This is a genomic window from Micromonospora sp. NPDC047644, from assembly GCF_040704315.1.
In the GTDB taxonomy this organism is placed as follows: domain Bacteria; phylum Actinomycetota; class Actinomycetes; order Mycobacteriales; family Micromonosporaceae; genus Micromonospora.
Genome location: NZ_JBEYSY010000005.1, coordinates 271,027 through 284,330, shown reverse-complemented (window position 1 = coordinate 284,330; position 13,304 = coordinate 271,027). Strand labels below are relative to the sequence as shown.

Below are 13,304 nucleotides of genomic sequence, written 5' to 3'. Positions count from 1 at the left end.
GCGCAGGGCAGGACCGTGAACGGGCGGGCGCAGGCGGGGCGCAAGGCGCGGGCGGGGTTGTCAGGTCAGGAGGGCGTTGTTGAGGGGCTGCGCGTCGTCGGGTGCGGGACGGTCTCGGCGCAGCTCGGCCAGCAGGTCGAGGCGGCCGAGTTGGCGGGCGACCCGGCCGACCACCCGCTCGGCGGCGGTCAGCGACCGCACCGACAGCAGGCGGCCACGGCTCTCGCGGCGCAGCACGAAGTAGTGCACTGCCACGCGGACCTGACCCCGGTCGGCGGCGCTGGCCTGGGCGGTGCAGAGAACCATTTCGCGTAGACAGTGGGCGAGTCGTTCGGCGAGCTCGAGCTCGGGGCCGTGCAGGCCGGCACGGAGCGCGGCGAGGTGGCTGTCGACCTTGCGAATCAGCACGTCGGTGCCCGGTTCGACGGTGCGCTGCTCGCCGGCCATCAAATCCCCTCACCCCGGTTCGCGTTGCGAGTGAAGTTACTTTATGTTGCTCCTTAGAAGCAAGCAGTTAAGTGAGACTTAACGTATTAAGCGCACCTTCCACGCTTTTTGCCTTTTGCTGGTTCATTCCGTCGTGAGGTCGCTCGTGGATGTCGCACCCGCGGGGCACGATGGACCGGTGACCGGGGCAGACACAGACGCCGGCGCGGTGCTGGCCGGGTTCGGGCCGGCCACCCGCGCCTGGTTCGACAACGCCTTCGCCGCCCCGACCGCCGCGCAGACCGGCGCCTGGCGGTCGGTCGCCGCCGGCCGCAACGCGCTCGTCGTGGCGCCCACCGGCTCGGGCAAGACGCTCGCGGCCTTCCTCTGGTCACTGGACCGACTCGCCAGCGAACCGGCGCCGGCCGAGGCCCGCCAGCGGTGCCGCGTGCTCTACGTCAGCCCACTCAAGGCTCTCGCCGTCGACGTGGAGCGCAACCTGCGCGCCCCGCTGGCCGGCATCCGGCAGGCGGCCACCCGGTTGGGCGTCGCACCGCCCGACATCACCGTCGGCATGCGCACCGGCGACACGCCCGCCGACGAGCGACGCGCCTTCGCCCGCACCCCGCCGGACATCCTCATCACCACGCCCGAGTCGCTGTTCCTGCTGCTCACCTCCGCGGCTCGCGACTCGCTGCGCGGCGTCCAGACGGTGATCGTCGACGAGGTGCACGCGGTGGCCGGCAGCAAACGCGGCGCCCACCTCGCCCTCTCCCTCGAACGCCTCGACGAGCTGCTGCCCGCCCCGGCACAGCGCATCGGCCTCTCGGCCACCGTCCGACCGATCGACGCCTGTGCGCAGTTCCTCGGCGGTGCCCGCCCGGTCGACGTGGTGCAGCCGGCCACCCCGAAGACCATCGAGGTCAGCGTCGAGGTCCCGGTGGAGGACATGACCCGCCTGGACGAGCAGGAGCAGCCACCGGAGGACGACCTCGGCGGCCCCGGGCCACGTCGGGCGTCGATCTGGCCGGCCGTGGAGGAACGGGTCTTCACCCTCATCGGGCAGCACCGCTCGACCATCGTCTTCACCAACTCCCGGCGCAGTGCCGAGCGCCTCTGCGCCCGGCTCAACGAGCTGGCCGCCGAGGCGGTGGCCGCATCCGCGTCGGGCGAGGGCGCGATCGGCGTACCGGAGGGGTTGCCGGCCGGCGACGACCCGGCGGGCGACGGTGACCCGGCATCCGGCGCTCAGCGCTGGGGTGGCCCCGCCGGTCCGGTGCGAACGGCCAGTAGCCAGTCACCCAGGTCGTCGCCGAACCGGCCGCCGGCCGAGGTGATGGCCCAGTCCGGCGCGGCGACCGGCGCGGCGCCCGTGATCGCTCGTGCCCACCACGGCAGCGTCTCCCGGGAGGAGCGCAAACACATCGAGGAAGCGCTCAAGTCCGGCCAGCTTCCGGCGGTGGTGGCCACCTCCAGCCTGGAGCTCGGCATCGACATGGGCGCTGTCGACCTGGTGGTGCAGATCGAGGCGCCGCCGAGCGTGGCCGCCGGGCTGCAACGGGTCGGCCGGGCCGGGCACCAGGTGGGCGCGGTCTCGCGGGGGGTGGTCTTCCCCAAGCACCGCGGCGACCTGCTCTCCTGCGCGGTGGTCGCCGAGCGGATGACCGTCGGCGCGATCGAGGAGCTGCATTACCCGCGCAACCCGTTGGACGTGCTGGCCCAGCAGATCGTGGCGATGGTGGCGCTGGAGCCGTGGGCGCTGGGCGACCTGGCCGTGCTGGTGCGGCGGGCCGCGCCCTTCGCCGAGCTGCCCGACTCGGCGCTGCACGCCGTGCTCGACATGCTCTCCGGCCGCTACCCGTCCACGGCGTTCGCCGAGCTGCGCCCCCGGCTCGTCTGGGACCGGGCCACCGACCTGCTCACCGGCCGTCAGGGCGCGCAACGCCTCGCGGTGACCAGCGGCGGGACCATTCCCGACCGAGGTCTGTTCGGGGTCTTCCTGGCCGGCGCCGAGCGGGCCGCCCGGGTCGGCGAGCTGGACGAGGAGATGGTCTACGAGTCCCGCGTCGGCGACGTCTTCCTGCTCGGCTCGTCCTCCTGGCGGATCGAGGAGATCACCCCGGACCGGGTGCTGGTCTCGCCCGCCCCGGGGCAGGCCGCCCGCATGCCGTTCTGGAAAGGCGACCAGTTGGGCCGGCCGGTGGAGCTGGGCCGGGCGATCGGCGCCCGGGTGCGCACCCTGCTGCGGCAGACGGACGAGGCGGCAGTGGCCGCGCTGCGCGACGGCGGGCTGGACGACTGGGCCGCCGCCAACCTGATGGCCTACCTGCGCGAGCAGCGGGAGGCCACCCGCTCGCTGCCGGACGACCGCACGGTGGTGGTCGAGCGGTTCCGCGACGAGCTGGGTGACTGGCGGCTGGCGGTGCACAGCGTGCTCGGCGCCCGGGTCAACGGACCCTGGGCCCTCGCGGTGGGCCGCCGGCTGGCCGAGCGGTACGGGGTCGACGCCCAGGTGATGCCCTCCGACGACGGCATCGTGGTGCGTCTTCCGGACACCGCCGACGAGCCGCCCGGTGCCGACGTGGTGGTCTTCGAGCCCGACGAGATCGCCCAACTCGTGGAGGAGTCGGTCGGCACCTCCGCCCTGTTCGCCGCCCGTTTCCGGGAGTGCGCCGCCCGGTCTCTGCTGCTGCCGCGCCGCGACCCGCGGCGCCGCCAGCCGCTCTGGCAGCAACGGCAGCGGGCCGCGCAACTGCTCGACGTCGCCCGCGAGTACGCGGACTTCCCGGTCACCCTGGAGGCTGCCCGGGAATGCCTCCAGGACGTCTTCGACCAGCCGGCGCTGGCCGGGTTGATGCGCGACCTGGCCACCCGCAAGGTGCGGCTGGTCGAGGTGGAGACCAGCGTGCCGTCGCCGTTCGCGCGGTCGCTGCTCTTCGGCTACGTCGGCGCGTTCCTCTACGAGGGTGACGCTCCGCTGGCCGAGCGCCGCGCCGCTGCCCTCGCCCTCGACTCCACGCTCCTCGGCGAGCTGCTCGGCCGCGTCGACCTGCGGGAGTTGCTCGACCCGGCGGTGCTCGCCGAGACCGACCGGCAGCTGCGGTGGCTGACCGAGCAGCGCCGCCCCCGCGACGCCGAGGACGTCGTCGAGCTGCTGCGGGTGCTCGGTGACCTGAGCGACGCCGAGTTGGCCGAGCGGGGTGTGCCGGAGACGTGGCTCAGTGAGCTGGAGGCCACCCGCCGGGTGCTGCGGGTCCGGATCGCGGGCGAGCAGCGTTGGGTGGGTGTCGAGGACGCCGCCCGCCTGCGCGACGCCCTCGGTGTGGCGCTGCCGATGGGGGTGGCCGAGGCGTACCTCGCCCCGGTGGCCGATCCGCTCGGTGACCTGGTGGCCCGCTACGCCCGCACCCACGGGCCGTTCGCCGCGGCCAGCTGCGCGGCCCGGTTCGGGCTCGGCGTGTTCGTCGTCGAGCAGGCGCTGCGTCGGCTCGGAGCCACCGGGCGGGTGGTCTCCGGGGAGTTCACCCCGGATTCGGCCGGCGCCCAGTGGTGCGACGCCGAGGTGCTGCGGATGCTGCGTCGCCGGTCGCTGGCGGCGCTGCGCCGGGAGATCGAGCCGGTGCCGCCCCGTGCCCTCGCCACGTTCCTGCCGCGCTGGCAGCAGGTGGGCTCGTCCGCTCGAGGTGTGGAGGCGCTCGCCGCCACCGTGGAGCAGTTGCAGGGCACCGCCGTGCCGGCGTCAGCTCTGGAGCGGTTGGTGCTGCCCGCCCGGGTCGCTGACTACTCCCCCGCCCAGTTGGACGAGCTGTGCGCCAGCGGGGAGGTGCTCTGGGCGGGGTCGGGCGCGATCTCCGGGGGCGACGGCTGGGTCACCCTGGCGTACGCGGACGCCGCACCGCTGCTGCTCCCGCCGCCCGACGAGGCGTTGACCCGTACTCCGCTGCACGACGCGGTGCTCGACGCGCTCGGCGACGGTCAGGCGCTCTTCTTCCGCCCGCTGGCCGACCGGGTCGGGTCGACCGATGACGCCGCGTTGACCGCGGTGATCTGGGACCTGGTCTGGGCGGGGCATCTCAGCAACGACACCCTGGCCCCGCTGCGCGCGGTGCTCGGCGCCGGCGGCGCGCACCGCTCCCGGCCGTCCGCGCCCCGCACCCGTTACCGGCGGCCCGGTCGGGTGGCATTGCCGACCCGGGGTGGCCCGCCGACGGTCGCCGGTCGCTGGTCGCGTCTTCCGGATCGGGACCTCGACCCGACCCGGCGGGCCGCCGCGCTCGCCGACCTGCTGTTGGAGCGGCACGGGGTGGTCACCCGGGGCGCGGTGATGGCAGAGCAGGTGGTCGGCGGCTTCTCGGCGGTCTACCCGGTGCTGTCGGCGTTGGAGGAGCGCGGTGCGGCACGCCGGGGTTACTTCGTCGAAGGGCTCGGGGCGGCGCAGTTCGCCGTACCCGGTGCTGTGGACCGGCTGCGCGCGCTGGCCGAGCCGACCGACGGCGCCCGGGGTCGGGGCGCGGTGGCGACGGTGCTCGCCGCTACCGACCCGGCCAATCCGTACGGTGCGGCGCTGCCCTGGCCGGAGCGGGTGATCGACTCCGGCGACGGCGCCACCCCGGCGACCGGGCACCGGGCCGGGCGCAAGGCGGGCGCCCTGGTGGTGCAGGTCGGCGGTGACCTCGTCCTCTACGTCGAACGCGGCGGCCGGACGCTGCTCTCCTTCACCGACGACACCGACGCGCTCGCCGCAGCCGGTAAGGCGCTCGCCGACGCCGTGCACTCGGGGGCGTTGGGTGCGATGTCGGTGGAGCGGGCCGACGGCGAGGCGGTGCACTCGTCGCCGCTGCGGGACGCGTTGACCGCCGCCGGCTTCCGGGCCACCCCCCGCGGCCTGCGTCTGCGCGGCTGACCCACCACTTCCGTCCGCCGGCGGCGCGGCGGGCAGCGACTCCTCGGACCACCCCGGTGGGCAGGGCTTGCGCGGCCGCCCCTCGGCACCACACGGACGAACGTCCGCCGAGCGACGCCCGATGGGCAACCGGCCGGCCAAGGAGCCGCCGAGGGCAATGTCGCGCAGAGCCTGATGTCTGTGAGTCATCGTGATGACTCACCGACATCAGAGTCAAAAGAACAACATGCTCCGGCCCCGCCGGTGGCTCAGCCCAGCCTGTCGAGGGCCTTCTCGTAGCCGGGGCGGTCGGCGGCCGGGGTCTTCGCCTCCAGGTAGTTCAGCACCACCGCGCCGCGCCGGTACGACTGGCCACCCCACGTCTCCGCGATGTCACTGGCGCTGGTCTCGTCCGGGAAGACGTAGACGGTTACGGCGTCGGTGGCGATCAGTTCGGAACAGCCCAGGCCGAGGCCGTCGGGCCCACAGTCGACCGAGCGGTCCTTTGGGTGCGGCACCTTCAGGCCGGCGGCCCGGAAGGCGTCGACGACCTGCTTCGCGCCGGGGGCACTGGCCGGGCGCTTGGGCAGTACCACCGGCGGCGGGCTGGCCGGCCGTCGCTGCGTCGTGCCCTGTGCGGCGGGCGGCGGAGTCGCGTCGTCGGCACTGGGTGCGGCCTGGGGCGTGGGCGGGCCGGTCGGGGCCGCCTCGGACGAGACGGACGGGGTCGCGGCCGGGCTGCCGTCGTCGTCACTGCCACAACCGGCGCTGAGGGCGACGGCGACCAGCAGGATTCCGACTGCGGGGAGGTTCCGAGTTGTCACCAGGGCAGTCTGCCCAACGTCGTCGCGCGGCGGGAGGGGCCGGTCGGCCACTGCGCTGTCCCGTATCCGCCAGCACAGCGCGGGTTCCACTAGCCTGCGGGCATGTCCGCCGTGCCCTGGATCTCGCTCACCACCGACTACGGCCTCACCGATGGCTTCGTGGCCGCCTGCCACGGGGTCATCGCCCGGATCGCGCCGGCCGCCCGGGTGATCGACGTGACCCACCTGGTGCCGCCGGCGGATGTCCGGCGCGGTGCTGCCGTACTGGCGCAGACCGTGCCGCACCTGCCGGTGGGAGTGCACGTCGCGGTGGTCGATCCGGGTGTGGGCACCGCCCGGCGGGGCGTCGCGCTGGCCACCCCGGGCGGACTGCTGGTCGGTCCGGACAACGGGTTGCTGCTGGACGCGGCCACCGCGCTCGGCGGGGTGACCGACGCGGTCGAGCTGACCGCGCCGCGCTGGCTGGCCGACCAGGTGTCCGCCACCTTCCACGGCCGGGACGTCTTCGCACCGGCGGCGGCCCGGCTGGCGCTCGGCGCGCCGCTGGCCGAGGCGGGCCCACCTGTCGACCCCGCTGGGCTGGTGCGACTGCCGACTCCGACGGTGTCCAGCGACGCCGAGGGCTTCACCGCCGAGGTGCTGACGGTGGACCACTTCGGCAACGTTCAACTTGCCGCGCCGGCCGAGTTGCTCGATCAGCTGCCGGCCACGATCCGGGTGGGTCCGTCGGGACCGACGCCGGCCCTCGCGGCGGTGCACGGGCGCACCTTCGGCGACGCCCCGGCCGGTGGCCTGGTGGCTTACGTCGACTCGGCCGGTCTGGTGGCGGTCGCGGTCAACGGCGGGCGGGCCGCGGACCTCCTCGCCGCCTCCCCGGGGGACCTCCTGCGGGTATCGGGCTGATGTTCGACTGTGGAATGCTTCTCCGGTGGGTGAGCATGTGGTTCCTGTGGGCTGTCCCTGCTGTGCATCCCGAACCGGCGGGGGGACCTGCCCCGTCTGTTTCTGGACCGACGACGGCCAGACCGACGCCGACGCCGACGCCGTCCGGGGCGGCCCCAACGGCGACCTGAGCCTGACGCACGCCCGCCTCAACTACGCCGTCTACGGTGCCAGCCACCCGCGCTACCAGGACATGGTGCGCACGGCTCGCCCCGACGAGCGCCCCTGACATCGACGGGGCGCCCGACGGGGTGAGCGTGGCTCAGCAGACCGGCACGCTGCCGCCGTACACGTTGGAGATGTACGCGTGGCTGACGTACTGGCCACTGGCCAGACGGTTCCAGCGGGTGGTGGTCCGGTAGGGGCCGGCGACCGACTGACCGGTGACGTAGCACTGGATCGGCACGTGGGCCAGCCGGGCGGCGAGGCCTCGCGTCGCGTACGACGTGCTGGCCCCGGTGCGGATGTTGAGCGGCCCGTCCCCGACCACACCGCGCGGCCCCGCGCCGGTCCACAGGTAGGCGACGTCCACCCAGGAGTTGGTGGTCAGCCGCAGCCCGTCCCAGAACGTCCCGTCGGCCAGGTCGATGCCGGCCGGGTTGAGCACGGTCCGCCCGAACTGGTCGCGTCCGCCGTTGTAGCCGGACTGGTAGGCGGCCTGCGCCTCGGGCCGGCCCTGCGGCAGGTTCTTCCAGTTCTCCCGGACCGACGAGGGGTTCCAGTAGTCGTCGCGGGTGTTCCACGGCCCGACATCCCAGACCGGGGCGTACTCGCAGCGGGAGCCGCTGGTGGTGCAGACCCGCACGGTGTAGTCGCCGGTGTTCAACGGGGAGAGCCCCCTGCGCGACGGCAGCGCCGCGAAGTGGTCCCGGGGTTGCACGGTACGGCCGTTGGCGGTCAGCTCACCGACCAGGCCGATGCGGGTGGCGTACACCCGGTAGGTGCGGCCGGGCGTGGCGGCGGAGACGGCGGCGTTCGCGTCGGCGGTGAGCCGCACGCCCCGTACCGTCGCCGTGGCGCCGCCGTCGGGGGCGGTGAGCACCACCCGGGTCTGCACCCTGCTGACCGGCCGGTCGAAGACCGCGCCGGTGGTGGCCGCCCGCCACTCCGTCCAGCCGGCGGCCCGCCAGCCGCGGACCTGCGCCTCTACTGTCGCCCCGGCCGGAATCGCGGCGTCGACCTCGGCGCGGACCCGGGTGGCCGGCCGGGCGAGGGTGCGGGGAGCCGTCAGCAGCATCCCCTCGGCGACCGCGCTGTGCGGGCTGCGGGCGCCGCGCCCGTTGGACCGGGCCTCCCGCAGGCGGAGGCCCGCGGCGGTACGCCGGACGTTGACATCGTCGCGGTCGACGATGGTGAGGTCGGCGCTCCACCGCTCGTCGCCGGGCGCGGCGGCGACGAGAGCGATCGGAGCGCCGCCGGGTGCGGCCGGGGCAGAACCGCGGGCGGGCAGGAGCGCTGCGGTGAGCAGGAGTGCGAGGGTGGCGATGAGGGCGACGGATGGGATACGACAAGAGGGTCGCGTCATGGGCATTCTCCTCAGAACCTCCTGACCTTCGCATGTCAGGAGATCATGAGGAACCTGAGTACAAATAGCGACACATGCGAATCTTGCTCGAAAGAGGGAGGATGGCAGGGTGCCCGAAGGCGACACCGTCTGGAACACCGCGCGCGTACTGCAGCGTGCGCTGGCCGGCGCGCGGATCACCGGCAGTGACTTCCGGGTGCCGCAGCTGGCGACCACGGACCTCACCGACTGGACCGTCCGCGAGTCGGCCAGCCGGGGCAAGCACCTGCTGCTGCGGCTCGACGCCCCGACCGGGGAGCACTGGACCCTGCACTCCCACCTGCGGATGGACGGCGCCTGGCGGGCGTACGCCCCGGGGGAACGCTGGAGCGGGCGGCCCGCGCACCTGATCCGGGTGGTGCTGCGCAGCCCCGGCGCCGTCGCGGTCGGCTACCACCTGCACGACCTGACCCTGGTGCCGACCGTCGACGAGGACAACCTGGTCGGCCACCTCGGCCCCGACCTGCTCGGCGCCGACTGGGACCCGGCCGAGGCGGTCCGTCGGCTCGCCGACCACCCGGAGCAGACCATCGGCGAGGCGCTGCTCGACCAGCGCAACCTTGCCGGCGTGGGCAACCTCTACAAGTGCGAGGTGCTGTTCCTGCGGGGCGTGTCACCGTGGACCCCGGTCGAGAAAGTGCCCGACCTGCCGGGCCTGGTGGCCCTCGCCCAGCGGCTGCTCGCCGCCAACCGGGGTCGGTGGACGCAGAGCAGCACCGGCTCACTGCACCGGGGGCAGACCAGCTACGTGTACGGCCGCCGCGCCCAGCCCTGCCGCCGCTGCGGCACGGCTGTCCGCAAGGAGGAGCTCGGCGAACGGGTCACCTACTGGTGCCCGGTCTGTCAGCCCGAACGTCCGCGCCCCTCGCCTTCCGGCTGACCAGGCTCTCGCCAGACGGGATCCATGGCAGAAACGGACGATTGGGTAATTCCTAACCGGCCGCCGGAGTCGCATGCTGCGGTTGAGCGCTCACCGACCGTCAGCAGAGTGCCGAGGTCCCCCACGCCGGGGTGGCGGACCTCGCGCCCCGAACCGGGGAGAGTCATGGCGATGTTCCGCAGACTCCGCTCCACCTTCCTCGCGCGGACCACCCGCGACACCGACGCCGACGGCCGGGCGGCGTCCGTGCCGGCCCCGCGTACCGCCGAGGAGACCGTTGTCACGCCGAGCCTGGACCCGGCCGTCGTGCCCCGCTACTTCGGCCCGGTGCCGAACTTCGCCCACAGCCCCCGCCCGACTCGGGACCCCGACGGGCAGGTGGTGGCCGGGACCGGACTGCGCAAGTTCGTCGACCCACTGCCCGTGCCGGGCCAGCCCGGCCACGGCGAGCTCGGCAGCCACCTGCCGGTGGCGGTCCCGGACACCATCAGCTACCCGGGCTGTGACTACTACGAGATCGGCCTGCAGGAGTACGCCCAGCGGCTGCACCGGGACCTGCCGGTCACCCGGCTGCGCGGCTACCGGCAACTCAACCTGGGCACCGACCCCGCCGGACACAACACCGTGGCGCCTCCGGAGCGGCCCTGGCACCTCGGGCCGATGATCCGCGCCCGTCGGGGTCGACCGGTCCGGGTGAAGTTCATCAACCAGCTCCCCACCGGCCGGTCCGGCGAGCTGTTCCTGCCGGTCGACGACACCGTCGAGGGGGCCGGCCTGGGCCCGCTGGACGGCCCGGCACCGTACCCGCAGAACCGGGCCGTGCTGCACCTGGCCGGGGCGCAGACCGGCTGGACCAGCGCGGGCAACCCGGGGCAGTGGATCACCCCGGCCGGGGAGATCACCCCGTACCCGACCGGGCCCGGCCTGGCCCACGTGCCGGACATGCCGGCGCCCGGCGCCGGGGCCACCACGCTCTACTTCCCGAACGAGCAGAGCGGGCGGCTGCTGTGGTTCCACGACAACACCCTCGGCCTGGCCCGGCTCACCGTCTACGGCGGACAGCTCGCGCTCTACCTGCTCACCGACCCGGCCGAGGACCAGCTGATCGCCGACGCGGTGCTGCCGGCCGACCAGGTGCCGCTGGTGATCGAGGACAAGACGTTCGTTCCGGACGACACCCAGCTCGCCGCCGAGGACCCGACCTGGGACCGGGAACGCTGGGGCGCCCGGGGAAGCCTCTGGCACCCGCACGTCTACCAGCCCCGGCAGAACCCGTACCGGTCCGGCGGACGCAACGCCACCGGCCGGTGGGACTACGGACCCTGGTCCCGCAACCCCGCCCCCGGCGACGCCCACGCCGACGGCTGGGTGCCGAACCCGTACCACGATCCGGTGGGCGCGCCGGACGAGCCGCCGTCGAGCCCCGGCGTACCGCATCCGTCGGCGGTGCCGGAGGCGTACGGCGACACCCCGCTCGTCAACGGTGTCGCCTACCCCTACCTGGAGGTACGGCCGCGGGCGTACCGGTTCCGGATCCTCAACGCCTGCCTGGACCGCAGCCTCAACCTCCAGCTCTACCGCGCCTGCTCCGACGCGGCGATGTGGACGGCCGACGGGGCGCTCGCCGACCCCGACGCCGGTGAGGTGCCGATGGTGCCAGCCGCGCGGGCGTCGGACCGGCCGGCGGGGTGGCCCACCGACGGACGCGACGGCGGTGTGCCGGATCCGCGCGCCGCCGGCCCGGACTTCATCCAGATCGGCAACGAGGCCGGTCTCCTGCCGGCGCCGGTGGTGCTGCCGAACAACCCGATCGGCTACCGCTACGACCGGCTCGATCCGACCGTGCTGAACGTCGACGGACACACCCTGCTGCTCGCCCCGGGCGAACGGGCCGATGTGCTCGTCGACTTCACCGCCGTGCCGCCGGGTAGCACGCTGATCCTCTACAACGACGCTCCGGCCCCGCTGCCCGGCTTCGACAGCCGCTACGACCAGCACACCGACGCACCGGATCGCAGCGCCGAGGGCGGCCCGCCCTCGACCGAACCGGGGTACGGCCCGAACACCCGCACCCTGCTCCAGTTCCGGGTCACCGGTACGCCTGAGCCGCCGTACGACCTGAACCGGCTGCGCGAACGGCTGCCCCTGGCGTACGCGGCCAGTCAGCGCCCGCCGATCGTCCCGCAGCCGGCGTACGACCCGGCGTTCGGCACCCGGACCCCGGCGCAGACGACGGTGCCGGTGCACGCCCGCACGGTGACGTTCACGCCGACGGCCGGCACCGGGCCGGTGACCCTGCCGATCGCGGTGAAAGCCGCGCAGCAGATCTTCGCGCCGGACCACGGCCGGTCGGCGGGCCGGCTCGGCGTCGGGCACCCCCACGCCGGGCCGCTGAACCCGACGACGTTGCCGCTCGGTACGACCGACCCGGTCACCGAGGTGCTCTTCACCACCGACCCCGCCGTGCCGGTGGGCTCCCCCACCGACGGCACGCAGCTCTGGCGGATCAGCGGCAACGTCCGGCAGACCGAGCCGTTGCACGTTCCCGGCTGCGACGTGCAGGTGATCAACCGGGTTGGCTGGGACGGCACGCTGCGACTCCCGCACGGCACGGAGCTGGGCTGGAAGGGGATCATCCGGGTCAACCCCCGGGAGGACGTGGTGGTGGCGCTGCGCCCGGTCGCGCCGGTGCTGCCGTTCAAGCTGGGGGACAGCGTCCGGCTGCTCGACCCCGGTCGTCCGGCCGGAGCGCGGACCGGGTCGACGCCGATCAGTCCGGTCGACGGGCGACCGGCCACCGTGGTCAACCAACTGGTCAACCTGGGCTGGGAGTACCGCTGGCACAGTCAGCTCGCCGGCCACCGCGACGGCGGGATGAGTCGCCCACTGGTGCTGCGGGTGGCGCCGAAGGCGCCGACCGGGCTGACTGCCACACCGGTACCCGGCTCGGCCACCGCGCTACCCGCGATCGCGCTGGCCTGGACCAGCAACGGCGGGCGTCCGCCCGCCACCAGCCACCTGCTGCAACGGGCCACCGACGCGACCTTCGGCGGTGAGGTCACCACGATCACCGTCGCGGCCGCCGCCACCCGCTACACCGACGCGACAGTCACCCCCGGCGTGACCTACCACTACCGGATCCGGGCGGAGAACGCGGTCAGCTACTCGTCCTGGTCGAACGGGGTACCCGCCTCGGTGCACCTGGCCGCGCCGAGCGGTGTGGTCGCGACGCTCCCGCCGGCCGCTCCGCTGCGGGTGGCGCTGCGTTGGACGAACCGCTCGTTCGCCACCGGCATCGACGTGCAACGGGCCACCAACCCGACGTTCACCAGCGGCCCGGGCACCACGGCGATCGGAGTCGGCGACAACCACCTCGACCCGACAGTGGCACCGGACACCACGTACTACTACCGGGTGCGCACCACCTACCTGGGCTCCGCGTCGGCGTGGTCGACGGTCGCCACGGTGACCTCGCCGCCCGCGCCGGGAACCCCCACCGGGGTGATCGCCACCGCCAGCGCACCGGGGCCGGACACCGCGACGGTGATCCTGGCCTGGGAGGCGAGCACACCCGGCGGCCCCGGGTCCGGGTTCATCGTGCAGCGGGCACTCGACCCGGCCTTCGAGCAGGAGGCGGCCACCTTCACGGTGACCGGCCGCGGCTTCACCAACACGGGGTTGGCCCGGGGCGTCGCGTACCACTACCGGATCCGGTCGTTCAACGTCGTTGGCACCTCGCCGTACACCGGGCCCGTCCTGGTGACGACACCACAGTGACCGGCCCGG

8 protein-coding genes are annotated in these 13,304 nt (G+C 74.1%); 5 read left to right on the top strand and 3 right to left on the bottom strand.

Annotated features, from left to right (window positions below; all coding sequences use genetic code 11):
- Window positions 1-60: 60 nt before the first annotated feature.
- The gene (locus tag AB0877_RS10785) at window positions 61-447 is read right to left on the bottom strand and encodes a hypothetical protein (RefSeq protein WP_366608352.1); all 387 of its coding nucleotides are present in this window, start codon (window positions 445-447) and stop codon (window positions 61-63) included.
- Between the two features lie 178 nt (window positions 448-625).
- Here AB0877_RS10785 and AB0877_RS10780 point away from each other — a divergent pair, with 178 nt between their 5' ends.
- Window positions 626-5,329 (top strand): DEAD/DEAH box helicase, encoded by a 4,704-nt coding sequence (locus AB0877_RS10780; protein WP_366608351.1) that lies wholly within the window; start codon window positions 626-628, stop codon window positions 5,327-5,329.
- Between the two features lie 248 nt (window positions 5,330-5,577).
- On the opposite strand, the gene AB0877_RS10775 is transcribed toward AB0877_RS10780, so the two are convergent.
- Window positions 5,578-6,132 (bottom strand): hypothetical protein, encoded by a 555-nt coding sequence (locus AB0877_RS10775; RefSeq protein ID WP_366608350.1) that lies wholly within the window; start codon window positions 6,130-6,132, stop codon window positions 5,578-5,580.
- A 102-nt stretch (window positions 6,133-6,234) separates the two neighbouring features.
- On the opposite strand from AB0877_RS10775, the gene AB0877_RS10770 reads away from it, so the two are divergent.
- Window positions 6,235-7,035 (top strand): SAM-dependent chlorinase/fluorinase, encoded by an 801-nt coding sequence (locus tag AB0877_RS10770; protein ID WP_366608349.1) that lies wholly within the window; start codon window positions 6,235-6,237, stop codon window positions 7,033-7,035.
- A 25-nt stretch (window positions 7,036-7,060) separates the two neighbouring features.
- Window positions 7,061-7,303 (top strand): CPCC family cysteine-rich protein, encoded by a 243-nt coding sequence (locus tag AB0877_RS10765; RefSeq protein ID WP_238671784.1) that lies wholly within the window; start codon window positions 7,061-7,063, stop codon window positions 7,301-7,303.
- A 33-nt stretch (window positions 7,304-7,336) separates the two neighbouring features.
- Here the strand turns inward: AB0877_RS10765 and AB0877_RS10760 are convergent, their stop codons facing one another.
- Window positions 7,337-8,599: a hypothetical protein gene (locus tag AB0877_RS10760; protein WP_366608348.1), complete on the bottom strand. Its 1,263-nt coding sequence runs from the start codon at window positions 8,597-8,599 to the stop codon at window positions 7,337-7,339.
- A 109-nt stretch (window positions 8,600-8,708) separates the two neighbouring features.
- On the opposite strand from AB0877_RS10760, the gene AB0877_RS10755 reads away from it, so the two are divergent.
- Window positions 8,709-9,518 carry a DNA-formamidopyrimidine glycosylase family protein gene (locus tag AB0877_RS10755; protein ID WP_366608347.1) on the top strand — a complete coding sequence of 270 codons (810 nt, stop codon included), beginning with the start codon at window positions 8,709-8,711 and terminating at the stop codon, window positions 9,516-9,518.
- A gap of 165 nt (window positions 9,519-9,683) precedes the next feature.
- Complete coding sequence (locus AB0877_RS10750; RefSeq protein ID WP_366608346.1) at window positions 9,684-13,295, top strand: hypothetical protein; 3,612 nt, start codon at window positions 9,684-9,686, stop codon at window positions 13,293-13,295.
- The last annotated feature ends 9 nt before the right edge of the window (window positions 13,296-13,304 follow it).

Coding starts and splice junctions, on each gene's coding strand:
- AB0877_RS10770 (WP_366608349.1), top strand. CDS start 6,235: ATGTCCGCCGTGCCCTGGATCTCGCTCACCACCGACTACGGCCTCACC.
- AB0877_RS10785 (WP_366608352.1), bottom strand. CDS start 447: ATGGCCGGCGAGCAGCGCACCGTCGAACCGGGCACCGACGTGCTGATT.
- AB0877_RS10750 (WP_366608346.1), top strand. CDS start 9,684: ATGGCGATGTTCCGCAGACTCCGCTCCACCTTCCTCGCGCGGACCACC.
- AB0877_RS10760 (WP_366608348.1), bottom strand. CDS start 8,599: ATGACGCGACCCTCTTGTCGTATCCCATCCGTCGCCCTCATCGCCACC.